This window comes from Pseudosulfitobacter pseudonitzschiae (assembly GCF_002222635.1).
Classification (GTDB): Bacteria; Pseudomonadota; Alphaproteobacteria; order Rhodobacterales; family Rhodobacteraceae; genus Pseudosulfitobacter; species Pseudosulfitobacter pseudonitzschiae_A.
In genome coordinates, this window is sequence record NZ_CP022415.1 from 503,349 (window position 1) to 528,725 (window position 25,377).

General features: G+C 57.8%; 22 protein-coding genes, 1 tRNA gene and 1 pseudogene. 11 read left to right on the plus strand and 13 right to left on the minus strand.

What is annotated here, in order from left to right; genetic code table 11:
* The first annotated feature begins 37 nt into the window (after positions 1-37).
* Positions 38-112: transfer RNA gene (locus tag SULPSESMR1_RS02340), tRNA-Phe, on the plus strand.
* A 377-nt stretch (positions 113-489) separates the two neighbouring features.
* Positions 490-678 (plus strand): DNA glycosylase AlkZ-like family protein, encoded by a 189-nt coding sequence (locus SULPSESMR1_RS25805; RefSeq protein WP_089419389.1) that lies wholly within the window; start codon positions 490-492, stop codon positions 676-678.
* 5 nt (positions 679-683) lie between these two features.
* On the opposite strand, the gene SULPSESMR1_RS02350 is transcribed toward SULPSESMR1_RS25805, so the two are convergent.
* Positions 684-1,286: a TetR/AcrR family transcriptional regulator gene (locus SULPSESMR1_RS02350; RefSeq protein ID WP_089419390.1), complete on the minus strand. Its 603-nt coding sequence runs from the start codon at positions 1,284-1,286 to the stop codon at positions 684-686.
* Between the two features lie 103 nt (positions 1,287-1,389).
* On the opposite strand from SULPSESMR1_RS02350, the gene SULPSESMR1_RS02355 reads away from it, so the two are divergent.
* The 4 genes from SULPSESMR1_RS02355 (at position 1,390) to SULPSESMR1_RS02370 (ending at position 3,833) form a co-directional block, all read left to right on the plus strand.
* Complete coding sequence (locus tag SULPSESMR1_RS02355) at positions 1,390-1,956, plus strand: NADPH-dependent FMN reductase (protein WP_089422087.1); 567 nt, start codon at positions 1,390-1,392, stop codon at positions 1,954-1,956.
* Between the two features lie 17 nt (positions 1,957-1,973).
* On the plus strand, positions 1,974-2,684 hold the full coding sequence (locus SULPSESMR1_RS02360) for a hypothetical protein (protein ID WP_089419391.1): 711 nt from the start codon (positions 1,974-1,976) through the stop codon (positions 2,682-2,684).
* A 306-nt stretch (positions 2,685-2,990) separates the two neighbouring features.
* Complete coding sequence (locus SULPSESMR1_RS25180) at positions 2,991-3,155, plus strand: hypothetical protein (RefSeq protein ID WP_198362841.1); 165 nt, start codon at positions 2,991-2,993, stop codon at positions 3,153-3,155.
* 60 nt (positions 3,156-3,215) lie between these two features.
* Positions 3,216-3,833 carry a GyrI-like domain-containing protein gene (locus SULPSESMR1_RS02370; protein ID WP_089419392.1) on the plus strand — a complete coding sequence of 206 codons (618 nt, stop codon included), beginning with the start codon at positions 3,216-3,218 and terminating at the stop codon, positions 3,831-3,833.
* A 193-nt stretch (positions 3,834-4,026) separates the two neighbouring features.
* Here the strand turns inward: SULPSESMR1_RS02370 and SULPSESMR1_RS25370 are convergent.
* Positions 4,027-4,252 (minus strand): annotated as a pseudogene (locus tag SULPSESMR1_RS25370) (hypothetical protein); the annotation flags it as partial.
* A gap of 454 nt (positions 4,253-4,706) precedes the next feature.
* Between SULPSESMR1_RS25370 and SULPSESMR1_RS25710 the strand changes: the two are divergent.
* Both SULPSESMR1_RS25710 and SULPSESMR1_RS02385 read left to right on the plus strand, forming a co-directional pair.
* Positions 4,707-8,417, plus strand: coding sequence for a BapA prefix-like domain-containing protein (locus SULPSESMR1_RS25710; protein WP_089419393.1), 3,711 nt, complete (start codon positions 4,707-4,709; stop codon positions 8,415-8,417).
* Positions 8,418-8,528: 111 nt separating this feature from the next.
* Entirely contained in the window at positions 8,529-9,581 is a 1,053-nt protein-coding gene (locus SULPSESMR1_RS02385) for a glycosyltransferase (protein WP_240311296.1), read from the plus strand.
* A 275-nt stretch (positions 9,582-9,856) separates the two neighbouring features.
* On the opposite strand, the gene SULPSESMR1_RS02390 is transcribed toward SULPSESMR1_RS02385, so the two are convergent.
* From SULPSESMR1_RS02390 to SULPSESMR1_RS02415, 6 genes are all read right to left on the minus strand, one after another.
* Positions 9,857-12,922, minus strand: a complete 3,066-nt coding sequence (locus SULPSESMR1_RS02390; protein WP_089419395.1) for a UDP-N-acetylmuramoyl-tripeptide--D-alanyl-D-alanine ligase — start codon at positions 12,920-12,922, stop codon at positions 9,857-9,859.
* 161 nt (positions 12,923-13,083) lie between these two features.
* Positions 13,084-13,350 (minus strand): hypothetical protein, encoded by a 267-nt coding sequence (locus SULPSESMR1_RS25330; protein ID WP_157728958.1) that lies wholly within the window; start codon positions 13,348-13,350, stop codon positions 13,084-13,086.
* Between the two features lie 96 nt (positions 13,351-13,446).
* A complete protein-coding gene (locus tag SULPSESMR1_RS02400; protein ID WP_089419397.1) occupies positions 13,447-13,797 on the minus strand; it encodes a deiodinase-like protein in 351 nt (116 codons plus the stop codon).
* On the minus strand, positions 13,794-14,189 hold the full coding sequence (locus tag SULPSESMR1_RS02405) for a MarR family winged helix-turn-helix transcriptional regulator (protein WP_157728959.1): 396 nt from the start codon (positions 14,187-14,189) through the stop codon (positions 13,794-13,796). The genes SULPSESMR1_RS02400 and SULPSESMR1_RS02405 overlap by 4 nt, the downstream gene beginning before the upstream one ends.
* A 130-nt stretch (positions 14,190-14,319) precedes the next feature.
* On the minus strand, positions 14,320-15,621 hold the full coding sequence (locus SULPSESMR1_RS02410; RefSeq protein WP_089419399.1) for a M23 family metallopeptidase: 1,302 nt from the start codon (positions 15,619-15,621) through the stop codon (positions 14,320-14,322).
* 399 nt (positions 15,622-16,020) lie between these two features.
* Complete coding sequence (locus tag SULPSESMR1_RS02415) at positions 16,021-17,415, minus strand: alpha,alpha-trehalose-phosphate synthase (UDP-forming) (protein WP_089419400.1); 1,395 nt, start codon at positions 17,413-17,415, stop codon at positions 16,021-16,023.
* A gap of 407 nt (positions 17,416-17,822) precedes the next feature.
* Between SULPSESMR1_RS02415 and otsB the strand changes: the two genes are divergently transcribed.
* Together otsB and SULPSESMR1_RS02425 are read left to right on the plus strand one after the other, a co-directional pair.
* Positions 17,823-18,563 (plus strand): trehalose-phosphatase, encoded by a 741-nt coding sequence (gene otsB / locus SULPSESMR1_RS02420; protein WP_157728960.1) that lies wholly within the window; start codon positions 17,823-17,825, stop codon positions 18,561-18,563.
* Between the two features lie 18 nt (positions 18,564-18,581).
* Positions 18,582-20,357 (plus strand): glycoside hydrolase family 15 protein, encoded by a 1,776-nt coding sequence (locus SULPSESMR1_RS02425; protein WP_089419402.1) that lies wholly within the window; start codon positions 18,582-18,584, stop codon positions 20,355-20,357.
* A gap of 67 nt (positions 20,358-20,424) precedes the next feature.
* On the opposite strand, the gene SULPSESMR1_RS02430 is transcribed toward SULPSESMR1_RS02425, so the two are convergent.
* Positions 20,425-20,721 (minus strand): PRC-barrel domain-containing protein, encoded by a 297-nt coding sequence (locus SULPSESMR1_RS02430; protein WP_089422088.1) that lies wholly within the window; start codon positions 20,719-20,721, stop codon positions 20,425-20,427.
* Between the two features lie 119 nt (positions 20,722-20,840).
* Positions 20,841-21,380: a DUF421 domain-containing protein gene (locus tag SULPSESMR1_RS02435; RefSeq protein WP_198362842.1), complete on the minus strand. Its 540-nt coding sequence runs from the start codon at positions 21,378-21,380 to the stop codon at positions 20,841-20,843.
* Between the two features lie 296 nt (positions 21,381-21,676).
* Here SULPSESMR1_RS02435 and SULPSESMR1_RS02440 point away from each other — a divergent pair, with 296 nt between their 5' ends.
* Positions 21,677-22,030 (plus strand): PRC-barrel domain-containing protein, encoded by a 354-nt coding sequence (locus SULPSESMR1_RS02440; RefSeq protein WP_089419404.1) that lies wholly within the window; start codon positions 21,677-21,679, stop codon positions 22,028-22,030.
* Between the two features lie 279 nt (positions 22,031-22,309).
* Here the strand turns inward: SULPSESMR1_RS02440 and SULPSESMR1_RS02445 are convergent, their stop codons facing one another.
* The 3 genes from SULPSESMR1_RS02445 to SULPSESMR1_RS02455 are packed head-to-tail and all read right to left on the minus strand — an operon-like array spanning position 22,310 to position 25,376.
* Complete coding sequence (locus tag SULPSESMR1_RS02445; protein ID WP_089419405.1) at positions 22,310-23,131, minus strand: enoyl-CoA hydratase; 822 nt, start codon at positions 23,129-23,131, stop codon at positions 22,310-22,312.
* On the minus strand, positions 23,128-24,306 hold the full coding sequence (locus SULPSESMR1_RS02450) for a CaiB/BaiF CoA transferase family protein (protein WP_089419406.1): 1,179 nt from the start codon (positions 24,304-24,306) through the stop codon (positions 23,128-23,130). Before SULPSESMR1_RS02450 ends, SULPSESMR1_RS02445 begins: the two co-directional genes overlap by 4 nt.
* Positions 24,303-25,376 (minus strand): ABC transporter ATP-binding protein, encoded by a 1,074-nt coding sequence (locus tag SULPSESMR1_RS02455; RefSeq protein WP_089419407.1) that lies wholly within the window; start codon positions 25,374-25,376, stop codon positions 24,303-24,305. Before SULPSESMR1_RS02455 ends, SULPSESMR1_RS02450 begins: the two co-directional genes overlap by 4 nt.
* Between the last annotated feature and the right edge of the window lies 1 nt (position 25,377).

Consider the following 25,377-nt stretch of genomic DNA (forward strand, 5'->3'; position numbering starts at 1 on the left):
GAACCCGCCTCACCCAGATTGCAATGCAATCACCCGTGCCCGGGTAGCTCAGGGGTAGAGCAGTGGATTGAAAATCCTCGTGTCGGTGGTTCGATTCCGCCCCCGGGCACCACTTATTCGGTTAGCATCATGATGAGTGTATAAAGCCACCCATTTGTACGGGAAAAGTATACAATTGGCGCGCTTTTTCGGCTTCGGTATCCGGTTATTTCCTTTCTGAATACCTCTGACCCGCCGGCCCCCCCGCAATTGCTTAGATGGTAAATCGGCCTCGGTTTTGTTGTTCCAATCGAGTGCGCTGCGTTGGGCGTCAAGGCCACGTCTGGTCCTATTGTGAAGACGTACGTTTAACAGTGCTACTGCACGAGGCGATCCGACGGCACGGCCGCGGCGCCCGTCCGGTTTCGATGCGATGGTGCTGGGCTATCGCGATCCCTCGTTGCTGAACTCGTTCCATGGCTGTCCACCCGTAACGGGCTGTTCGATCCGGTGTTTCCGGTCGACGGTCGCATCGCGGGCCTGTGGAGGTTGGATCAGGGAAAAAACCGCCTGCCGGTCGTCTTCGTGCCCTTCGCGAAGATCACGACACCCGATCGTACTGCTCTGACTGCGGAGGCCGAGGCGCTGGCGCGGTTCACCGACCATGACAGGGAGGAGATTTCGTTTCAATGCGTGTAGACAGGTTACTCCGCACGCTGGGTTGTGCCCTTTGATTGCAGGCCGGTCAGCATCATGTCGAGGAAGACGGGGATATCGGCGCTGGTGATTGTCGCATAGGGGACGATGAGCCGATAGTAGATCGGGGAATAAAGCAATTCGACCATCATCACCGGGTCAAGCTCCGGGTCCAGATCTCCGGCGCGCTGCGCAGCCTTGAGCCGTGCCGTCGCCGCAGCGTAGGTGGGCGCGTAGATTCGGGCGTTCATCGCCGCTGCGACTTCTGCGTTGAACTGCGCCTCGACCAGCAGACCGATGAAGGGGCAGCCTGTGTCGGCACTGGTCATCAGCTTCGCCACCCGCTGCATCTGGGCGATCAGATCAGCGCGAATTTCGCCGGTATCCTCGAACATCAGCTCATCCTGAACCCGTTCGACCAGGGCTTCCAGCAGGACGAGAGCCTTGGAGGACCACCAGCGGTAGATGGTCTGCTTGCCGGCACCGGCGCGTCTGGCGATCCCTTCGATGGTCAGCTTGTCATAGCCGACCTCGCTGGCGAGCGAGAACGCCGCGTCCAGAATGGCCAGACGTACCTTTTCGTTTTGTCGGGATTTCCTAGGTTCGGTCACAGGGCTCTCTTTAAATTAGACGATGCGTCTCGTTTATATCTTGACGTCTGCGGAGGCAAGCAGTATTACGAGACGTAACGTATCGTCTAATATGGAGTTTGATATGACCGAATTGCGCATCGCCGTCATCGTTGGAAGCACGCGGGAGCGACGCTTTGCCAAAACCGTCGCCGACTGGTTCGTTGGCCGCGCACGGCTGCAGGAGGGGGTCAAGATCGATGTGATAGATTTGGAGGTTGCCGGATTGCCCGCGATCCTGAACTTTGACAACGATGCCGCAACCGAAGCCTACGTCCAGCGTATCGCCGGGGCGGATGCCTTTGTGATGATTACCCCGGAGTATAATCACAGCTACCCGGCCTCTCTGAAACAGGCGATCGACGTGGCGCAGGAAGAATGGCACGCCAAGCCCGTGGCCTTCCTTTCGTACGGGGGCATGGGCGGCGGCATCCGGGCTGTGGAACATCTGCGCGCCGTGATGCCCGAGGTGCATGCCACCACCATCCGCAACACGATCAGCCTGCATAATGTCTGGGGATTGTTCGATGACGAGGGCAATTTTCGCGAGCCCGAGCGCTACAATAAGTCAGTCGATGCCATGTTTCACCAACTCATTTGGTGGGCACGCGCACTAAGCGAAGCAAAAGCCAAAACGCCATATGCGGCGTGACAGGGAGGGTTGGAAAAATGGCTGCAACAGCTAACGAAACTCCGGCGATCGGCCACCCCGAGGCGGGTTTGATTCTGATCAGCTACTGGTCCGTTGATACCCCGGCACTTCAGCGCGAGGCCGCGACGTTGGCGATGGACCTTTGGGACGATGTTGCCTGGCCCGATGGATTGCTGTCGCATCATGTTTTTGGCGGGCATGACGGGAAAACCGTCATCAACTACGCCCAGTGGCGCGACAACCGGGACTTTGAAACCTATCTTGCCAGCGATCAGCCTGTCCGCGCCGACAAGATAGAGAACCACTCGACGGGCATCACCCGCGAGAGCATCGATCGTTTCCACCTGTATCGCAGGATGGACGGCTCGGCCACGGGCGCGGTGCCGACATGTTTTGTGCTTGTCACCTTCGATTTGGCGCCCCCTGCCCAGGCGCAGACATTGGTTGACACGATCATTGCAGCAGCGCAACCCCCGGCCAAATCCGCGTCCGGTAGCAGTGGCGATATCGCCTCGCATTTCCACATCAATCAAGATGCGACAAAGGTGGTAAATGTTGCCGAATTTACCGATGCGCAAAGTCACAAAAGTCTCGTGCAGTCGACCTTGCAGGACGACAGCCCTGTGATCAAGGCGATCTCTGGCATCAGAGGGGCGACGGTGCGGAATTTCCAACGCTTTGATCTTCTTGGCGGGAGGGTTGGCCCCTCGGTTGAAGGTGCGGCGTGATGCGTACCATTATGGCCCTGGCAGGCGGGCAGTTCGAGGATATTGACCAAGCCCAAACGCCTTGCCCTGTTTTCGCTTTTGATACCGGATTATGACGAGGCGTTGGAATTCTTCCTTCGCATCGGCTTTGAGTGCCGCGAGGATACTAACCTTGGCAACGGCAAAAGATGGGTCAGGATTGCGCCCCGTGGTGGCGAAACCAGTGGGATCTGATCGAATTTGAACGATCGGATCGGGTCGGCACAGGTGGATAGTGAACCCCTGACGAGGGTTGCGCTGCGTTCACTGGCAGAGGGAGAGCCTGAAATGAAACTGAGAACAGGCATTGCAATCGGCATGGCGCTCGGCCCTGTCATCGGTGTCGTCATCGACAACATCGGTGCAGGCATCGCCATTGGCATGAACATCGGAGTCACTTGGGGACTGGTTTTTGGTGCGGACCGCAATGATCACGACGACAGGGGGGACTGAATATCTGAATATCTAGTCCGAAGTTGCTATCTCGAAACATTGTTCCACGAAAGGTTTGTCATGCTCAAAAAGATAGATTTCAAGAAGACAATGAAGACCCTATTCAACCCGCCCGCAGGCGAGTTTGTAGAGATTGATCTGCCGGAAACGCGTTTTGTCATGATCGATGGAGCGGGCGACCCCAACGTGGCCACAGCCTACAGTCGGGCGCTCGAATGGCTCTATTCCACCAGCTATGCGATGAAATTTTCTGCAAAAAATACTTTGAACCGCGACTATGTCGTGCCTCCGCTGGAAGGCCTGTGGTGGGCAGACGACCCGAAAGACTTTGTTCGGCGCAACAAGGACGCGTGGCAATGGACCATGATGATCATGATACCGGAGTTTGTCACGGATCAGATGTTTGCGGCAGCACGGGAAGGGGCATCGAAGAAATTAGGGGAGCCGCCAGACACCTTGCGCGTTGCTCCGATGCATGAAGGTCTTTGCCTGCAAACGATGCATATCGGTAGCTATGACGACGAAGGTCCGACACTGGCCCGCTTGCATGATATTATAATGCCGGAGCGGAAACTGACGTTCAATGGACCGCATCATGAGATTTATATAAGTGACCCGCGTCGAGTCGCTAAAGATCGATTAAAGACGGTTTTGCGCCAACCGGTGAAGCCGATCTAGGTAGAAACAGGGGCACGGAGTTCGCAATCAGCGGACATTAATCTACCGGCGAGATATGGTCGATTCTGTTCCGAATCCCGCACCCTAATGAAACCAAAGACTTCGGCGGGACAAAAACCTCCGCCGAACCCCTGCGAATTTCGGGACGTTTTGATAATGTCGCAAAGTGCTGCAACCAACTCACCGTTCCCGCGTTCCCGCCGATCCACATTGACATCAGCCCCTTGTCGCAAAGGCATTCATCGGGCTCGGCGCGGCGTTTGATCCGGATAAGATTTTCAGCAAAGGCGGCCTGTTTTGCTATTGGCTGCTGTCCAGCGCGTCGGGGTTTATCCTGGCTTGGGCCGCGATCCGCGCACTCAAAATCGTCGATTTTGTTGAACCTTCCACGGCAGAGGCGCCTGATTGCGCAGAGACAGTGCACGCGTTTGGCCGCTCCGATGCTGATGGCGTTTGGGACTGAAGGCGGGCCCGGATCAGCCGTTCCAGGGCAAAGCCACTCCCTCATTTGCCGTGCAAAGAGTGAATCATGTTCCTTAAAGTGCGGCGAGGGTCGACTGGTTCAGCAACCTGCTAAAAAGGTCGGCAGGTTCACGTCTGACCGGTTTGAGACGTCCTGTGTTATGCAACGGGCTATCTCAGTGGTCCCTTTAGTACGGGATGTCCGAGACAATCGGGAGATGGCATTTTGTGCGTACCGATAATGTTCCGACAGCGCATACGTGTATTGGTTTTGCGAAAACATACTAAAGTAGTATTTACCGCTATCTTAAGTATGTGTACTAATGCGCGGGTGACCATCATCCGAGTCAACCCCATCTTGGCGCAACTCGAAAATCAAGTGCAACGTAAGCCCATCAGGAAGAAAAAATTATGTCGGACACACGCCTTGTAGCAGACACCCCGAAAGATATTCGGATTGCAGCAACGCAAGATGAGATCAGGAATTACGCCAAATCTTCGGATAATCTGATTATTAATCTTAATGACGGTGACAAAATCACTGTAGAGGATTTTTTTCTGAAAGGGCCAAACGGGGAAGTCAGCCGGTTGCTCTACGCGGATGGAACTTTCACATCTGTCGATGGAAATGTTGAAACCCTGACATCCGGTGGTCTGGGCACAGGAATGGACTCGGGCGGAACTATCGCCGTTGCCGCGGGCCTCGCGGGTCTGGCAGGCCTTGCCGCTGCGTCGTCCGGCTCTGATGGCGCCTTGGGCGAAACCGGCGCGACAGGCGAAACCGGTGCAACGGGTGAAACCGGCGCGACAGGCGAAACCGGCGCGACAGGCGAAACCGGCGCGACGGGCGAAACTGGTGCGACAGGCGAAACTGGTGCGACTGGTGAAACCGGCGCGACGGGCGAAACTGGTGCGACAGGCGAAACCGGCGCGACAGGCGAAACCGGCGCGACGGGCGAAACTGGTGCGACAGGCGAAACTGGTGCGACAGGCGAAACCGGCGCGACGGGCGAAACTGGTGCGACAGGCGAGACTGGTGCGACGGGCGAAACCGGTGCGACGGGCGAAACCGGTGCGACGGGCGAAACCGGTGCGACGGGTGAAACCGGCGCGACGGGTGAAACCGGTGCGACTGGCGAAACTGGTGCGACGGGTGACACCGGCGATTCATTGCTCGAACCCGTGACAAACCTCCTCGATAATGTGACCGATCTTCTTCAGGACGTCGTTGGATTGGTCGATGGCCTGCTTGGTGGTGACCTGCTCGACCCCGTGACCGATGTGGTCGATGGCCTGCTGGGCGGCGGCGCTGGTGATGGCTTGCTTGATCCCGTGACCGATGTGGTTGATGGCCTTTTGGGCGGCGGCGCTGGTGAGGGCCTGCTCGATCCTGTGACCGATGTGGTTGATGGCTTGCTGGGCGGCGGCGCAGGTGATGGCCTGCTTGATCCCGTGACCGATGTGGTTGACGGCCTGCTGGGTGGCGGCGAAAGCCTGCTCGATCCTGTGACCGATGTGGTTGATGGCTTGCTGGGCGGCGGCGCTGGCGAGGGGCTGCTTGATCCCGTGACCGATGTGGTCGATGGCCTGCTGGGTGGCGGCGAAAGCCTGCTCGATCCTGTGACCGATGTGGTTGATGGCTTGCTGGGCGGCGGCGCTGGTGAGGGCCTGCTTGATCCCGTGACCGATGTGGTTGACGGCCTGCTGGGTGGCGGCGCAGGTGATGGCCTGCTTGATCCTGTGACCGATGTGGTTGATGGCTTGCTGGGCGGCGGCGCTGGCGAGGGTCTGCTTGATCCCGTGACCGATGTGGTTGACGGCCTGCTGGGTGGCGGCGAAAGCCTGCTCGATCCTGTGACCGATGTGGTTGATGGCTTGCTGGGCGGCGGCGCTGGCGAGGGGCTGCTTGATCCTGTGACCGACGTGGTCGACGGCCTTTTGGGCGGCGGCGCTGGCGAGGGGCTGCTCGACCCTGTGACCGATGTGGTCGATGGCCTTCTGGGCGGCGGCGCTGGCGAGGGGCTGCTTGATCCCGTGACCGATGTGGTCGATGGCCTTCTGGGCGGCGGCGCTGGCGAGGGTCTGCTCGACCCCGTAACCGACGTGGTTGACGGCCTTCTGGGCGGCGGCGCAGGTGATGGCCTGCTTGACCCTGTGACCGACGTGGTCGATGGCTTGCTGGGCGGCGGCGCTGGCGAGGGTCTGCTTGATCCCGTGACCGATGTGGTCGATGGCCTTCTGGGCGGCGGCGCTGGTGATGGCTTGCTCGATCCCGTGACCGATGTGGTCGATGGCCTTTTGGGCGGCGGCGCTGGTGAGGGCCTGCTCGATCCTGTGACCGATGTGGTTGATGGCTTGCTGGGCGGCGGCGCTGGTGATGGCCTGCTCGACCCCGTGACCGACGTGGTCGACGGCCTGCTGGGCGGCGGCGCTGGCGATGGCCTGCTTGATCCCGTGACCGATGTGGTTGACGGCCTGCTGGGTGGCGGCGAAAGCCTGCTCGATCCTGTGACCGATGTGGTTGATGGCTTGCTGGGCGGCGGCGCTGGTGATGGCCTGCTCGACCCCGTGACCGATGTGGTCGACGGCCTTTTGGGCGGCGGCGCTGGTGATGGCCTGCTTGATCCTGTGACCGACGTGGTCGACGGCCTTTTGGGCGGCGGCGCTGGCGAGGGGCTGCTCGACCCTGTGACCGATGTGGTTGACGGCCTGTTGGGTGGCGGCGAAAGCCTGCTCGATCCTGTGACCGATGTGGTCGATGGCCTTCTGGGCGGCGGCGCAGGTGATGGCCTGCTTGATCCTGTGACCGACGTGGTCGACGGCCTGTTGGGCGGCGGCGCTGGCGAGGGGCTGCTCGACCCTGTGACCGATGTGGTCGATGGCCTTCTGGGCGGCGGCGCTGGCGAGGGGCTGCTTGACCCTGTGACCGACGTGGTCGATGGCTTGCTGGGCGGCGGCGCTGGCGAGGGTCTGCTTGATCCCGTGACCGATGTGGTCGATGGCCTTCTGGGCGGCGGCGCTGGTGATGGCTTGCTCGATCCCGTGACCGATGTGGTCGATGGCCTTTTGGGCGGCGGCGCTGGTGAGGGCCTGCTCGATCCTGTGACCGATGTGGTTGATGGCTTGCTGGGCGGCGGCGCTGGTGATGGCCTGCTCGACCCCGTGACCGACGTGGTCGATGGCTTGCTGGGCGGCGGCGCTGGTGAGGGTCTGCTCGATCCCGTCACCGGTCTGGTCGATGGCCTTCTGGGCGGCGGCGCTGGTGATGGCCTGCTTGATCCCGTGACCGATGTGGTCGACGGCCTTCTGGGCGGCGGCGCTGGTGATGGCCTGCTTGACCCCGTGACCGATGTGGTTGACGGCCTGTTGGGCGGCGGCGCTGGTGAGGGTCTGCTTGACCCCGTGACCGATGTGGTTGACGGCCTGTTGGGTGGCGGCGCAGGTGATGGCCTGCTTGACCCTGTGACCGACGTGGTCGATGGCTTGCTGGGCGGCGGCGCTGGTGAGGGTCTGCTCGATCCCGTCACCGGTCTGGTCGATGGCCTTCTGGGCGGCGGCGCTGGTGATGGCCTGCTTGATCCCGTGACCGATGTGGTCGACGGCCTTCTGGGCGGCGGCGCTGGTGAGGGTCTGCTCGACCCTGTGACCGATGTGGTTGACGGCCTTCTGGGCGGCGGCGCTGGTGAGGGCCTGCTTGATCCCGTGACCGATGTGGTCGACGGCCTGCTAGGTGGCGGCGCTGGTGAGGGTCTGCTCGATCCCGTCACCGGTCTGGTCGATGGCCTTCTGGGCGGCGGCGCTGGTGATGGCCTGCTTGATCCCGTGACCGATGTGGTCGACGGCCTTCTGGGCGGCGGCGCTGGTGAGGGTCTGCTTGACCCCGTGACCGATGTGGTTGACGGCCTTCTGGGCGGCGGCGCTGGTGAGGGCCTGCTTGATCCCGTGACCGATGTGGTCGACGGCCTGCTAGGTGGCGGCGCTGGTGATGGCCTGCTCGACCCCGTGACCGACGTGGTCGATGGCCTGTTGGGCGGTGGTGGCGGCACTCCGCTTGACCCGGTGACCGATTTGATCGGTGGTCTGTTTGACGGTTTTGATACCTCGTTCGACGACGCGGCCTAATCGCCCGAATTGAAACAACGTGCCGGCCGCAAGTCTCTATTCCGGAGTGCGGCCGGCATTTATTTGTCACAACAAACTGGTATTCGGGGTTTAATGACCATCTGCTTGAACATGATTGTGCGTGACGAGGCGCATCTTATCAAAGATACCCTTTACAATATTTGCAGTTGTTTCCCGATTGACTATTGGGTCATTTCGGACACCGGATCGACTGATGACACCAAAGAGATTATTCGTCAGGTGTTTCAGGAACTGGATATTCCAGGAGAGCTGGCCGAAGACGAGTGGGTTGATTTTTCACATAACCGGAACCTTGCGCTGCGCCGGTGCCATGGAAAGTCGGACTATGTCCTGTTCTTCGATGCAGACGACAAGGTTACAGGAAAACCACAGCTGCCGGATATGACAGCGGATGCCTATCATGTTGTAATGGAAAGCTATGACCGCAGTCACAAATATTTCCGAAAGCTGATTGTTAAAAACACCCCCGAAGTACATTGGAAAGGGGTCGTTCATGAATTCATTGTGGTGACTGGTAAGGATATTGGTACTGTCGGTGGCGAATATTCTGTTATATCGGGGCGTACCGGCGCCCGAAGCCGCGACCCTGAAAAATACAGGAAAGACGCGCTGTTATTGGAAAATGCAATTACATCCGGTCAGGATCGCGAATTGCACGTGCGCTATGTGTTCTATTGCGCGAACAGCTGGCGCGATTATGGCGATCGCGATCAGGCGTTGAAATGGTATGTTACCCGAACAAAACTGAAGGGCTGGATCGAAGAAACCTATATGGCGTTTCTCGGAGCAGGATTGCAATTGGAGCATAAAAAACGCCCTGATCTTGCACTGGATTTCTTTTTACAGGGGCATAATCTGGTACCGGAACGCGCCGAAGGCCTATATCACGCCGCCCGTTCTCTTAGACACAGGGGCGCCTTTCATTCCGCGTTGATCTTTGCAAAACAGGCGTTGGACATCCCGATGCCGGTTGGAAACCGCTTGTTTCTGGATAAGTCTATCTACGAATATTGGGCCGCCTACGAATTTCTGTTTCTTACGGCGCGTATTGGTGGAAACCCTGAACTTTCACCACATTACGATAGATTCATGGCAAGTCGCGCGCCTCAATCCAGTAAAGATTCCATTAAAAGTCTGCTCTAACCCGAATTTCTGTTTTTCAGTTTTGATCGGGGGCAATGACCTGACGACATCAAGGTGATTCATTGAACTGCGGGCGCTGTCTGCTTTGACAACAGAAAGTGGATAGCGTTCTACAACAAGAAGCGCCCGTATTTCGCCATTGGCGGCAGGCCACCTGCAGTGATCTACCGGCAGTAAAATAAAACAACCAACCTCGATCAACAGATGCAAAGGACTGCTTAAACCAAGCCAGATACTGTTCAAAAACCGGCGAGCAGGCCACATGCTGCCCTGTCCTAGGACGGTCTGAATTTTTCAAGACGTTGAAACAGGCCGGTGCTATTGGAGCCTTTCACAAGAATGACATCTCCGGGGTCTGCGTGCTGGGACAGGATGCTTTCGAGATCATCCAGAACTGCGAGGCGCAACCGCGCGTCATGATCGACCTCGGAAAGGCTTGCCTTGAACTCATCTCCGATCAGATAGGCGGCTTCCAGAGGTTTCTCCTTGAGAAGAGCGAGAAGTTCGGTATGTGCCGACCGGCTTTTGTCTCCGAGTTCTGCCATATCGCCCAAGATAACAACGCGTTTCCCGCTGCAAGGCATTGCAAACAGTTCATCCAGTGCCGCACGCATCGAGGCCGGGTTTGCGTTATAGGAATGGTCTATGATCAGTGCGGGGTCACCCGATGTTGGCAGTTCGATTATCTGACCACGCCCGATTTCCCTGGCAAATGTCGTGAGACGCTGCGCGACAGGTTCGATTGGCTGGCGCAGCACGCCGAGCACTGCGACGACCGCCATTGTATTGTCGACCGCATAGCGCCCTGCGCCGACGACGGGAACAACACAGCGTTCACCGAACACTTCTAACGTGATATTTGGGGCGGATGGGTCCGCGACGACGGGAAAGATGTCGGACCTATCTGACCACCCATAGGTCACAATTCTCAGCCCTTTGGTCTTTGCAGCGGCTTCGACAATATCGTAATCGTTCATATCCCGATTAAGGACGGCAATACCGTCGTCGGGCATTTCAGCAAAAATATACGCCTTTCTTTGCGCGATTGTGGCCGTATCTTTGTGATGAATCAGGTGGGCCGGATGGATGTTAGTAAAAAGAGCGATGTCCGGGCGCGCCAACCGGGTATTCTCCCGCATCTGCCCGATAGCCATTTCCAACACGCAATATTCCGTGTCTTTGTGCGCGCAACACAGGTTCCAGGCGATGCCGCGCACCATGTTGGCACTGAAACGGGTGCTGTAAACCTTGCCCACACCGCCAAGACAATGCGCAATCATTGCTGTGACACTGGTTTTTCCTGCGCTGCCGGTCACACCGACAACCGGACCAGCCAGAGAATTGCGTGCATTCTTTGCCAAAATCATCAAGGCGGCATGCATGTCGGGAACTTGCAAAATGGCATCCGCTTTGAACGACGTTCCGCCCGTTTTGCTCACAATCGCAAGTCGCGGCGTAACTTCATTCTTTTCCAGTTCTTGAAGAGGAATGCCAAATCTATCTTCGGGATGCCGGATAAACGCGATATCATCAGCGCGAAACGCAGGGGCATAGGTGGAAACCCCATTCAGCAACAGTTTGGTCTCTGGCGGGCGCAGCCACTTTGCGCCGTCCAGAAGGTTCGCAATATTTGTTGTGTCCCAATGCGCGTGGTTTTCTGTAGTAGCCTGACGTCGCTGCTGTTGTTTGCAAAGTTCGGTAAAGCTGTCGCGCTCGGAAAGGTAGGCGCGATATGCGATCAGTCCGGAAAGATAATGTTCGACATCGTCAATACGCACCCGGAACCCGTGATGGCGAATAAAAAAGCTTCCATTGATCGACGCGGGGTTTCGGAAATACATGGCGACTTCGGGGAAAAAGAAGCCGTTTGTCAGATACTGAGCACGGGTTTCCATTGCCTCTTGGAAGGCCGTTAGATCAAGCGTGTCGATGACCGGAATCAGCGACGGATCTTGCAAGGATCTCTGAACCAAAAGGCGGGTCGCACAACAGAGTTCCAGCAGTGTGGGAAATGTGGTGATCCGGTTTTGGATAAACGAGAGGTAATTCTGGATGTTGCGAACGCCAAACGCGATATATTTCGGGTCGGCGACATGGGTGGAAAGTTCGTTCACGCAGTAGGCCAGCCAGTGATCATTGTGCTGCCAATAGTCTTTGGAGATAAAGTGATCGACAGCACGGCGTGCCGCGTCCAGCCAACGCTTTTCACCGGTCGCGCCGTACAGCCGCATGAGAGCAAATGCCGCTTCTCCGTCGTAGTAAACTGTACGAAAATCCTGTTTAGGAGTCAGCGTGTCCGCATTAAGAACGTGACAAAAGCTACCATCCTCGCGTTGCATCGACAGGATTCCATTACCCAGGCGGCGCGCCAGTTCCAGTACCGATTTATCGTCGGTCACCTCGAAAAACTTGCAATACGCCAATATGGCGACAGCGTTTCCCCCGAGTTTGACCTCCTTGTCGGTATCCAACAGAAAGGCTGTCGCTCCATTCGGTCCGGTATGGTATCTGACTAGACTTTTTGCTATCTTTTTCAACGACCGTTCAATGGCTGCGCGGATATGGTCGTTTCGGAATATGTCATAGGCTTCGCATAGCGCGTAGGTGCTGCTCGCATGGCGTAGTGTGTTGTAATGATTGATCGGACGGTCAAAGCACGGGTGCCTGCCGTAATGAAAGATGCCATCCTCCCTGACTTGATCGGAAAGGTAGTTGGCGCTTTCACGTATCAGAAAATCAAGATTTTTGGCCTGACCTATGTCGAAGACACGGCGGCCACCATTCAGGCCTGACGGAATAATCGTGTGATGTTTACCGCTGTCTCCGTCCCGAAAAATGCCATTGGTTGTGAAAAGATAAATGATGTCGGCGTTATCCGCAGGTATGAAGGCCTTTCCGAACCTCCTTTTCCAATAGATTTCAAAATTACTATTGTTTACTTCGCAATGCGGAACCTGCGCGCCTTTATAAAGCAATGCACTGCCGTTTAGCTCGCCTTCGGTTACGGCCTGCTGAAAGCCGGTATCAAACGACAAACCTTTGCGGCTGTAGTTCCGTTTAACTTTTTGCAGCGCGTTTTTGTAAGTGCCAAAGGAAACTGCCTGCGTTGAACTGACCCAGTCCAGCCGGACATGACGAGAGGCCAGCAGCCGAACGATTTTCTTGTCCTGAAGGTTTTCACGCAGGCTGTTCAGATCGGACGCCGTGATCGTTTTAACGCGGGCACGGGTTTCGCCATCCGTCGCAGACACAAAAACAACGTAGCGGGGGTGTGGTTCCGGCAGCGAGGATATCCGCGAGATAAGCGCATCCAGAAATTGAGAAGTGGCAACATTGTTCATAAGAAGTTAACGTTCGCGTATGGTTTTCCAGGCAGGGTGAATGGTTTGAAAACATACCGCAACCCCCAACCGGATCACCTGTTCAGGCACCTGTCACTCGGGACTGGATGTCGGCGCACTTCAACGCGTCTCTGACCAAAGCGATCGTCAAGACCGGGTGTTCAACGGGTTGCGCGCGCCGAGCCGGATTTTGAACGTCCGAAAAGCAATCTGAAATTGCGCTTGATGATGTTTGTCCATGTCAGGAACGGAAATCCCTTGAAAAAGTCTGCGGCAGAGCCTTTGCCCGCTTTGGAGAGTGTTCTGAACACGGTCGTGGGAATGGCCGGACAAAAGTAGGCTTTTGCCGTATCCGTGCGACCCGCCAACAGGGCGTCCAAGGCGTTTCGGGTCGCCGAAGGGTTGTTCCACTCAGCACGATAGACCACGCACCCATTCTTGTTGATGATGAAAACAGCATTTGGCATGCTGCCATAGGCCAGATGTGCGTGACCGTCCAAATCATCGACGTAAACCCTGCGCGTTTATCCGTCTTCAACCCTAAGACGTGTTGCGCAAGCGATCTTGTCCTCAAAACTCTTGTGACCCGGAACAACCGCGCCGGGATGGGCCTCGCGGACATATAGAACGGCAGTGCTGACACCGTTCTGGCGATTCAGCGTTTCCATGATACCCCGCTGGCTTTGGAACAGCGGGCAGGTGATGCTTCCCATCTCCAGAACCAGAAACTCTCCGGAGAAATCCAAAAGGGCTTTCGTTTCACCGTCTGTCGTTTCCAGCAAGAAATCGGGGGCTTTGTCCCCGACATCGGCGCCGTCCACGCGGTCAAAATTACGGCCTCCGGCAACGAATTCACTGTAATTATAGCCGGTCATTCTCGGGTGTTCTTTTTGCTGTCGGAGGATGTCAGAAGGTTCTGGGTCATCGCCTGCAATGTGCGTGTTGTCGTATCAATGTCTTCGCGTGGAATACCACCGAGTGTCCGGTCAATCAGTCCTTGGGCAATGCCGATCAGTTCGCTTTTTACCGCGTGGCCATGCACGCTGACTGCGACGATGCTACGCCGCCGGTCGTCCGGATCTTCTGTGCGGATCACAAGGCCCTTGCGCACCATCGCGTCGATCAGGCGGGTGACGGTCGTTCTATCCTTGATCGTAACATCTGCCAATGCGCCGGGGGTTTGGGGGCTTTGCTTCCAAAGCACCAACAGAATGGCCCATTCTTCCGGATTGATCGGGTGACCCGCCGCACGAAACAGCGCGCTCAATTCCCGTTGTAGCAGAAAACCAAGCCTGTTGACCCAATGCAGGGCGATCTTGTTTTACCGCGCATGACAGGCGGCCAATGGGGGCTTGTCTCATGCGATGCGACGATTAACGCTATGGTGTTGGGGGCAGCTAGCCGTCTGTTGCCAGCAATCGCGAAAGCGCGTCCCGTGCTTCGTCGACCGAAACAGAGGCATCCAGACGATCAGAGGTTTCTCCATCTATTCCGGACAGACGTGCATCGGTGATCGGAGGGACAGGACGGCCGCCGACGCGCACCTCATAGTGCAGATGTGGTGCCGTGGATGTTCCTGTTGACCCCACGCTGCCGATCTCGTGGCCCACCCCGATTTTCTGGCCGACCTCCAGCGCGTCGTTCACCGCACTTAAATGCGCGTAAATTGTCTGGATGTCTTGTGCGTGCTCGACCTCGATCATCAGGCCAAAGCCGCTTCGCTCTCCGATGAACGAAACCCGACCGGACTGTGTCGCATGGACCGTGGCCCCATGTTCGGCTGCGAAATCGACACCGTTGTGCATCCGGACATAACCGTGAATCGGATGCTCGCGTTTTCCAAACGCCGAGCTGAGGCGCGCGCCCTTGATCGGTTGGTCGAAAGCCAGCAACTGGTGACCATCCTTCAATATGCTGGTGCGTCTGGAATCGTCGCTTGGCCAAACCACCTCATAGCGCACACCGCCCAGATCAAGTTCCGCAAAATCTATCGTTGGCTCACCGATCACACGGTCATCCAGACGGTTCTCTCGCCAAGCAACACGCAAACGCTCCCCGCCGACAAGTTCGCGGCGCAGATCAAGCGTGCCCGCGAAAACCAGTTCCAGATCGGTAGCGAACCGTGTGGGAATGTCTGCATCATCCAGCGCCGCATATATGGAATTTCCGATTTCCGCTTCACCAGCTTGGCGAAAGGTCTCAAGTGTGGGGGGAAGCACGCGCACGGATGGCACGGTGCCGAAAACGGCTTGGATGTTGACGCCATCATCAACTTCAAGCGTGGCATTTTGCGGAAGCCCGTCCGAGGCGATTTCAAGGGCAAGTCTGTGGCCCGGTTTCAAACTTTTCAGATCGAATTCGGACCCGATCGCGCGGGAAATGTCTGCACGGATCGCAGCGTCAAGGCCCGCTTCGGCAAGAAGTATGTCGAGACTCTCGCCGGGTTTTACCGCCCGTGACCATTTGGTGCCATCGTCATCCGAAGGTGGCGGTTTTTGCCCTTCGTCGTTCAAAGCTGTGTCCGAGCTTGGGGCAAGGTCAGAATGATCCGCGTCGGTTTGTACAGATTGGCCGCCGTTTTGTACTTCAACCGGCGCAGGGGCCGCCGAAACCACCGGGGTTTGCGCCTGCCGCACCTCTCGCAGTGTCAGGCCGACGCAGACCACAGCGGCCAGTGCCGTCCAATATCTCAATCTCATCCGGTTTCCCCTGCCAGCCGTTTTTTAATCATTGTTCGGGGTTTCCCTTGGCGCGCCAGCGCCGTGTCGACAGTTGAATGGCGTATTTTTCCGATGATGCCATGTCTCATTGCGATTGGACCAATATCATCGGACTGGCTGAATCAGTTTGTCCAACGGTGCGATAGTACCGGTGCATGCAATGCCCCGCAACCAATAGGCCGTCCAGCGGCTGCCATGTGCCGACTTTGCCCAGCGGGGGTGGATGTTCAGGGCGGAGTCATTACACCACCAAAAACGCGAAAATTATCGGGCTACGACGTGTTTAGCGCCAGAACTCGTCGTTAAGATCAAGCCCGACAAGCTGGTGGGGCAAAGATGCCCCAGTGGCGTATTGTCCTCTATTGCGTTTGCAAAACCTCAGCCGGTGCTGCTGAAGCTGTCCCATGACAGTTTGCGTCGGCTGTCTTTCAACGCGCTTAGGTAATTTTCGCTCCAACGGCCAACGTCGGTTGCTTTGACTTGCGCCATGCAGGCTTCGTAGCGGTCCTGACGTTCTTGCAGGGGCATGTTCAGGGCTTGGGTCAGTGCCTCGCTCATCTCCTCGATGTCGTAGGGATTGACCAGCAACGCCTGCGTCATATCTTCGGCGGCGCCTGCCATACGTGACAGGACCAGAACGCCGGGATCGTTCGGGTCTTGTGCTGCGATATACTCCTTGGCGACAAGGTTCATTCCGTCGGCAAAAGGGGTGACCAGCCCGACACGTGCAATGCGATACAGCTTTGCCAGCAGGTTGCGGTCGATGTTGCGGTGGATATAGCGCAGCGGCGTCCAGTCTAGTTCGGCGTTTTCCCCATTCAACCTTCCGGCCAGTTCTTCAAGCTCATGGCGTATGTCCTGATAGGCGGTCACTTCCTCGCGGGTGGGCGGAGCAATCTGCAGCAGGCTCGCGCGTCGGGATTTGTCTGTACGCGTTTCCAGATACCGGCCAAAGGCGCGAAAGCGGTTGGGCAGACCCTTGGAATAATCCAGCCGATCCACGCCGATTACGATGTCACCGGACAGATCCGCGGCCAGTTTCGCGTCGGCCATCGGCCTTTTGGCCGTGGCAACAAAGGTATCGACGTCGATCCCGATCGGAAAGGACCGCACCCCGACAGTCTGGTCGCCGTATTTGATCTTGCCGTCGTTCATCAACTCGGCCCCCAGTTCCGAACGGAACATTTCAAGGCAGCGCGCCACGTCGGCGCGGGTCTGAAGCCCGACCAGATCGTAATCGGCAAGCCAGCGCGCCAGACTGGCCTCGAGGGGAAGCGCGCCCAGATCGCCCAGTGCCGGAAAGGGGATGTGCAGGAAAAATCCGATCTTTCCCTCGAACCCCAGCTTGCGCAACTCGGAAGCAAGCGGGAAAAAGTGGTAATCGTGTACCCAGATCGTGTCATCGACCTTGGCCACCTCGAAAATCTGCTGCGCAAGGCGCTTGTTGACCCGTCGGTAGCCTTGTTCAAAGCGTCTGCTCATCCGGACCAGATCGCCACGGCGGTGACACACCGGCCACAGGACCGAATTGGCAAAGCCAAGGTAGAACGTCTGGTGGTCCAGTTCGGTCAGCCCAAAGGCCAGCCGCCGATAGGCAGACTGGTCGCCGATCTCTGTCAGCGACCGAGAGGGTGAGGCGTGAAATTCGGGGTCGGACCCAACCCAGATGCCCCCGGTTTTGCGTAGCGTTTCATGCAGCGCATAGACAAGCCCGCCCGCAGGTGTGGCCGCTGTCGGGATACGGTTCGACACGACGATTAGCTTGCCAGACATCTGTCTCTCTCCATAGGGTCACTGTTGGCACAACCCTGGCACGGCCCCTATAGTGTGATGCCGACCTGCCAGTTCCGGCGCCTTCATTTGGATGCTTTGCTCACAAGTGAAACATCTGTGATCAATAAAAGTTCAATTGAAAGTTACTGCTGCCGACCTTTTCCACAGGTCAGGCGCTGTCATCCGGCACCGCGTTTCGCGGATATCACGGGCCACAAGATGGAAAATCTGGCCATGAGCGGCAACTTCGCAACACACGACCGGGTCCGCGCGTTGGCGCCGACCTGTCGACAAGTTGAAATCCCTTTGCGCTGGAATAGGTAAAGTGCAGCATGTCCCTGAGGCCCAAAAAACCTGCGGCCCGTCATGGGCTGCGGGGGAATTGCGCCGGAACAACAGACGGAAAGATGTCCACAACAAATTGTCCTCCTATCGTTCGGTGCAATGACCACGCCTTCTATCTTGATTTGGATGGAACACTGGCCGAGATTGTCGCGCGTCCCGAACAGGCGATGATCTCTGCGGGTATGCGGGGGCTGATCACGCAGCTTGCAGCGCAAACATCGGGCGCTGTGGCAATTGTATCGGGCCGTGCATTGGCGGATGTTGACCGCGTGTTGCACCCGCTGCACCTGCCCGTTGCGGGATCGCACGGGCAAGAGTTGCGCGGCGCAGGTCCAACAGATCAGGGCAGTGCCAGAGACGGTATTGACGATGATGCACTGCACCGGATCACCACGTTTGCCGCGCGCCTAGGCCTGTTGGCCGAGCGTAAACCGGGTTCGGTGGCGCTGCATTATCGCTCGGCTCCGCAGCACGTCGCGGCAAGTCGTGCGCTGATCGACAGTCTCGTGGCCCGCGACGACCGCTACCGTGCGATACATGGCAAGATGGTAAGCGAACTTGCTCTGCGCGCCTGTGACAAGGGCACGGCCATTGCCGCCCTGTCGAAAGTCGCACCTTTCGCGGGGCGTGTGCCGGTTATGATCGGCGACGACGTGACGGACGAGGACGGCTTTCGCATGGCGCAAGCGCTGGGCGGTCTCGGAATCAAGATCGGCACAGGGCCAACCGACGCCAGCCACAGGCTGGCGTCGGTTGCAGCCCTTTCTGATTGGCTTGCCGCACTCTTGTGCGCGCAGAAATGAACGAGAAAAGAGGTTGGTATGGATTTTGGCGTAATCGGAAACTGCGCGGTCGCAGCTCTTGTGGACAGCAACGGTTCAATCTGCTGGTACTGTCTGCCACGGCTGGACGGCGATCCGGTGTTCCACGCGGTGCTGGGCCACGGTGCAGGGAGCAAGGGCGATGGTGCTTTTGCCGTCGAACTGGACGGTTTGACCGGCTCCGAACAATCCTACGAGCCGAATACGGCGATCCTGAAAACCGTACTGCGCAGTGAGGCAGGGGCGGTGGAGATTATAGATTTCTGCCCCCGTTTTTCGAGCCACGGGCGCAGTTTCCGCCCGCAAACGCTGATCCGGCGGGTGCGTCGGCTGGATGGATCACCGCGGGTACGCTTTCGAATCCGGCCAAGGTTCGACTGGGGCGAAACCGACCCTGCTTTGACCCGTGGGTCGAACCATGTACGATTTGTCGGGCCGTCACAGACCCTGCGTCTGACCACGGATGCCCCAATTGACCATGTGCTGGACGAACGGCTGATCAACCTCGAGATGGACTTGACCTTTGTGCTGGGGCCCGACGAGACGTTGACAGAAAGCCCGTCGGAAACCGGCACTTCGTTTTACAACAATACGCGGCACTATTGGCAGGTTTGGGCGCAACGGCTGGCGGTTCCGTTTGAATGGCAGGATGCGGTGATCCGTGCGGCCATCACGCTGAAGCTATGCAGCTATGAACCCACAGGCGGGGTTGTAGCGGCAATGACCACATCGTTGCCCGAAGCGCCCGACAGCGGGCGCAACTGGGACTACCGGTATTGCTGGGTGCGCGATGCGTTCTTTACCGTGCGTGCGCTGAACAGTCTGGCCGCCACGCGCACGCTCGAGCATTACTTTCAATGGCTGATGAACGTGGTGGCCGATGCCAAGGGCGGGCATATCCAGCCGGTTCTGGGCGTGGGACTGGAAACCGCGCTGACCGAACGGGTCTCGCAATCCCTGCAAGGGTACAAGGGTATGGGGCCGGTGCGGATTGGCAATCAGGCGCACGAGCATTTTCAACATGACACCTATGGCAACATCATCCTTGGCGCAGCGCCCGCGTTTTTCGATCATCGGCTGCCGCTGAATACCGGACAGACCGCCTTTGAAAGTCTCGAGCCCTTGGGCGAACAGGCATGGGCACTGCATGACCAGCCCGATGCCGGTATCTGGGAACTGCGCACCCGCTCGCGAATTCATACATCTTCGTCGCTGATGTGCTGGGCGGCCTGTGACCGGCTGGCCAAGATCGCCCGCCATCTGGATCTGAGCGACAAGGCGGGATACTGGGCCGACCGCGCGACAGTTATTCGTGACAAGATTCTGACCAATGCGTGGTCCGAGGAGCGACAGTCCTTTGTCGAAAGTTTTGGCGGTGAGACGCTGGATGCCAGTGTTTTGTTGATGGGCGAGGTGGGTTTTTTGCCCGCTGACGATCCCAGATTTGTCGCCACCGTTGAAACCCTGACCAAGGTTCTGGGGCGCGGCCCCTATATGCTGCGCTATGAAGAGGCGGACGATTTTGGCGTGCCCGAAGTGGGCTTTAACGTCTGCGCGTTCTGGCGCATCGACGCGTTGGCCCGCATCGGCAGGCTGGACGAAGCCCGCGCATTGTTCGAACAGATGCTGGCGGCGCGCAACCCGCTGGGACTGATGTCCGAAGACACGTCTTTTGCCACCGGCGAGGGCTGGGGCAACTTCCCCCAAACCTATTCGATGGTGGGCATCATCAACGGCGCCATGCGCCTGTCGCGCCGATGGGAGGCAGAGCTTTAGCCACCGCGCAAACAAACACCCGACGCGGGGGGGCGTCGGGTGTGGTCTTGTGCTTTTGAACGTTTCCTTAGTGGTGGTGTTCGGGCAGTTCCTTTAGCTGGTCCTTGGTCATGTGGGTTGTTGCATGCACGTTGCCGTTCTGATCGCGCATGAAGTTTAGACCCGACAAGTCCAGCGCCACGGGCTTGGCCCCCAGACCCAGAAAGCCGCCGACATCGACAATCACCTGCGCCGCCTGACCGGTGCCGTGCAGGTGCGAGACATTTCCGATTTCCTTGTCATCGGGATCGTAAACATTTGCGCCTTCCAGATTCGCGGCGTTCAGTTCTTCGGCGGCAAGTGGCAGATGTGAAGTATGGTCCATTTCAAGATTTCCTTTTTGGCGTTTCAATTGCAAGGGAAACCCCTCGGCCAAGGCAATGTTCCGTTCCCGAAACCCGCTGGTGGCAATCGGCTGAAGCTTGCCCAAGGCGCGCGCGATCGCTACGATAAAGCGCCGGAAGACAAGCTGTGGATGTCCTGAACAGCAGGGTTCGCGATTTGCTTTTCGGATTTCGGCAGCACGCTCAGCGCTGCATTGGCCTCCAGAACAACGCTTTGAACATTTTGCAGGTCGACAAAGCCGTTTTCACGCACGGCTGACAGCACCTCGTATTCGCTCACCCGCTCGCGGCGCATGGCCTGCGAGAGAAATTTGCCATCGTGGTAAAGCAATGTGGGCTCTGCACGGACCAGCTTGGCGACAGCTGAAGATCGCACCATCGTCCACGTCAAAAGCCATTGCAGGAACGGTAAAAGCCCGATCGCACCGACAGATTCCAGTATGGTGATATCCTTGAGCAGAATTCCCGACGCCATCAAAGAGCCCATAGCAACCGTGACGACCCAGTCGAAATTATTCATCTGCGAAGTGGATCGTTTGCCGCTGATCCTGACAAAAATGATAACGGCGATGTAGAGAATGGGTGCGGCAGTCAAAGTGCGCAAAAGATCATTGAACCCGTCAAAGAATAGCGTTTCCATCTGCGACATTCCTTTCGTGCTGCTTGGCCGCCGCGCGTGTTGCCTGCAAACGACAAAAATGACGATGATTTCACCGTACAGGCACAACGGACCCGAAGACCGTCGGTTCCGTGGGCCGCGCGGTGGCGTGCAACGCGCAGGCAAACGGTTTAAGTGTGAAATGCGTGAATGCCATGGCCCTGCCATGATCCTGTCGGTGGGGCGTGTGGGGGTGTTTCTGCTTGGCAAAGGTTTGGGACAAATTCGGGGAACAACGCCAGCACCGTCGCGTTTGTCTTGGAAAAGGAGGATTGACCATGAAACCGTTCACATTGATCTTTTGTTGCGCCGCCCTTGCTGCACCTGCCATCGCACAGGATGCCGAAGTTGGCACCGCAGGGCCGGTGAACACGCGTGATGACACCTATTTAATGAGCGCGGATGATATCGACGTGCTGTCCGGTACGGGGGAAAAGATCGGCGAAATCGAAGAAATTCTGGTGGACGCAAATGGCGTGCCTGCCGGATTTCTGATTGAATTCCAAGGCTTCAATCTGTTCGAAGACGACGACGTCGCTGTGCCGATCGAGGCGCTTGAATATGACGGCCGCGCCTATGTGTCGAAGATGACCCAAGAGCAACTGGCCGCATTGCGTCCTTGGGATGAATAAAGCGACGGGCGACACAGGCTTTGGCCGTGCTGCCTGCTCAACTTGCCCGAAAGGAGGCTGGATGCCCGTTTGTACTGCTCCTTTCGGCCAGCGCGACGACGCAGCAAGTCAGCGTTCGAAAAACTCAAGGACCGGGAGCCGTATCGACGTCTGGAGTATCATTGCCAGATCGGGCCTGTCCGCGACACTTTTGACGTGGCAGTGTTCCTTTATGGATCATCGTAGACACGCCTTGGCACATTGATGCTGTCGGGGGCAGTCACCGCATCAAGGCCGCGTTTATCGCCCCTTGAACTCGGGCGGGCGCTTTTCTGCAAAGGCCGCACGTCCCTCGGCATAATCCTCGCTTTGAAAACAGGCTGCGACAGCTTCATCTATTTCGCGCAGGTCAGCGGGCTCGGGCTGTTTCAGAACGCCACGAAGGGCCATTTTCACCGCCTTCATCGTAAGCGGGGCGTTTCGGGTGATGTCGCGCAGATAGCTTTCGGCGGCGTCGTCGAAACCGTCGGCGGGCAGGATGCGGTTGATCAATCCCATCCGCAACGCCTCGTCCGCCGTGTACTGGCGGGCCGAGTAAAAAATTTCGGCTGCGTTCGCGGGCCCGACGATGTCCACCAGCGTCTTGATGCCGGCATAGCGATAGCCAAGCCCGAGCTTTGCCGCCGGTACAGCAAAACCTGTGTCTTCCGCCGCGATGCGCAAATCGCAGCCCAGTGCGGTGCCCAGACCGCCGCCCACGCACCAGGTGCGGATCACGGCGACCGTGGGTTTCATGATGCCAGCAATTGCGGCGCCGGCTTGCGCCCCCACAGCGTCATAGGCCGCGACCTGCTCGGGGGTATTGCGCAACTCGGCAAACTCGCTGATGTCAGCGCCGGAAATGAACGAAGACGTGCCTTCGCCGCGCAAAGCAACGACGCGAACGCTGTCATCCTGCGCAAAGCGCGCAATGATGTCCGGAATCTGTCGCCACATATTGAAGGTCACCGCGTTTCGACGTCGCGGATTGGAAAAGACCATCCAGCCGATGCCGTCTTTGATGTGGGCGATCACCTGCGGCGTATATCCGTCCGCTTCTGCGATGGGTTCGACACGGCTCATACGATCTTCCTTTTTTTCAGGGCGGTTACTTCTGTCTCGGACAGGCCAAGTTCGTGCAATATCGTGTCACTGTGCTGGCCTGCATCCGGTGTTGCCGAGTGCATGACAGGTGTTGCTCCGGAAAGAACGATTGGCTGGCCTAGCACCTTTTGGGTTCCGCGCTTCGGATGCTCGACTTCGACCACCATACCAAGAGAGCTTACTTGCGGGTCATCAAAAACGGCGTCGATCTTGTTGATCGGTCCGCACGGGATGCCAGAGGCAATCAATGCCTCGGTCAGATCTTTGCTGGTGCGGGTGCGGGTGATTTCGTGCAGCATTGCGTTCAGCTCGTCACGGTTTTTCAGCCGCTGGCGCGCCGTTGCATAGCGCGCATCCTCGATCAGATCACACCGGTCGACGACAGCGCAAAAATCCTGCCACATGCGGTTTCCGGTCACCGCGATGTTCATGCTGCCGTCGGATGTGGGGTAAACTCCCATCGGCACCGCCGTGGGGTGGTTGTTGCCTGCCTGCTCGGGCACCTCGCCGTCGATCAGCCAGCGGGCGGCCTGAAAATCCAGCATCGCCACCTGCGCCTGAAGCAGGCTGGATTGCACCCATTGGCCGACGCCGGTGCGTTCGCGTTCCAGCAGAACCATCAGGATGCCGGTGGCGCAAAACATGCCAGCGGTCAGGTCTGCGATCGGTATTCCCACCCGAACCGGCCCCTGTCCCGGCAACCCTGTTACGGACATCAAACCGCCCATGCCTTGGGCCACCTGATCAAATCCGGGACGCTCGGCATAGGGGCCGGTCTGGCCAAAACCGGAAATCGACCCCAATACCAACCTTGGATTTCGGGCGTGCAAACTGTCCCAATCCAACCCCAGCCGCTTTTTCACTCCGGGGCGGAAGTTTTCGACAAGCACATCTGCCGTATCGACAAGACGCATGAGAATATCATGCCCCTCGCTGCTTTTGAGGTCGAGCGTCAGGCTGCGCTTGTTGCGGTGCAGGTTCTGAAAGTCGGAACTGTTGCGATCCGCATAGCCGCTGTTATCCTCTGGCGGTTCGATCTTGATGACGTCCGCCCCCCAGTCGGCAAACTGTTTCACACAAGTGGGACCAGAGCGGATGCGGGTCAGGTCCAGAACACGGTAACGGTCCAGCGGGCCGGTGATGTGGTGTGTCATGTTGCGCACTCCACCGGTACGATCCGGCTTTCGTGAATCGAAATCCAGACCGGTGCGTCCATGTCAAAAACCTGCTCGGCCGGGGCTGCCGCGCGCAGGCTCATTTTCCGACCCTCCAGCGACAGTCCGTAATCCCAACGTTCGCCCAGAAAAATCCGCTCGTCGATGCGCGCGGGCAGATGTAATTCGCCGTCTACCGGCGCAGGGGCTGTATCGCTGCGCAGGCTCAGCTTCAGATTTTGGGGCCGCACAGAGGCAAGAACGTTGCCTGCTCTGATCTCGGGTGAGGGCACGGAAAATCCCTCGAAGTGCATTGCGCCAGCGTTGGCCCGACCCTCGATCAGGTTTGTGCGGCCAATAAACTCTGCCGCGAAACGGGTGCGCGGTCTGGCGTACAGCCGGTAAGGTTCGTCAACCTGTTCAATCCGTCCGGCTTTGATCACGGCCACACGATCCGAGATTGCCATCGCCTCGGACTGGTCATGGGTCACATAGACGGTGGTGATGCCGAATTCGGTGTGCATCCGTTTGATCTCGGTGCGCATTTCTTCGCGCAGGTTTGCATCAAGGTTCGACAACGGCTCGTCCAGCAGCATCACCTTTGGCTGCACCGCAACCGCACGGGCCAGCGCCACACGCTGCTGTTGCCCACCCGAAAGCTCGGACGGATAGCGTTCGGCCAGATGATCCAGTTGCACAACGCCAAGGATTTCCCTGACCCGTTTCTTGATCTGGTCCGAGGGCAGCTTTTTCATGCGCAGGCCGAACCCGACATTTTGCGCCACCGTCATGTTCGGCCAGATCGCATAGCTTTGAAAGATCATCGACATATTGCGGTTTTCGGGTGCAACGACGTCTTTCGGTGACGAGATTTCGCGCCCGTCCAGTTCAATACGACCTTCGGTAGGGGTGATAAAACCCGCGATCATGCGCAGCGTCGTCGTTTTGCCGCAGCCCGACGGCCCCAAAAGCGAAAGAAACTCTCCGTCTGCGAGGGTCAGCGAAATATTGTCGGCTGCACGGAACCCACCATAGTCCTTTACCAGCCCGTCAAGTATCAGTTTGGTCATT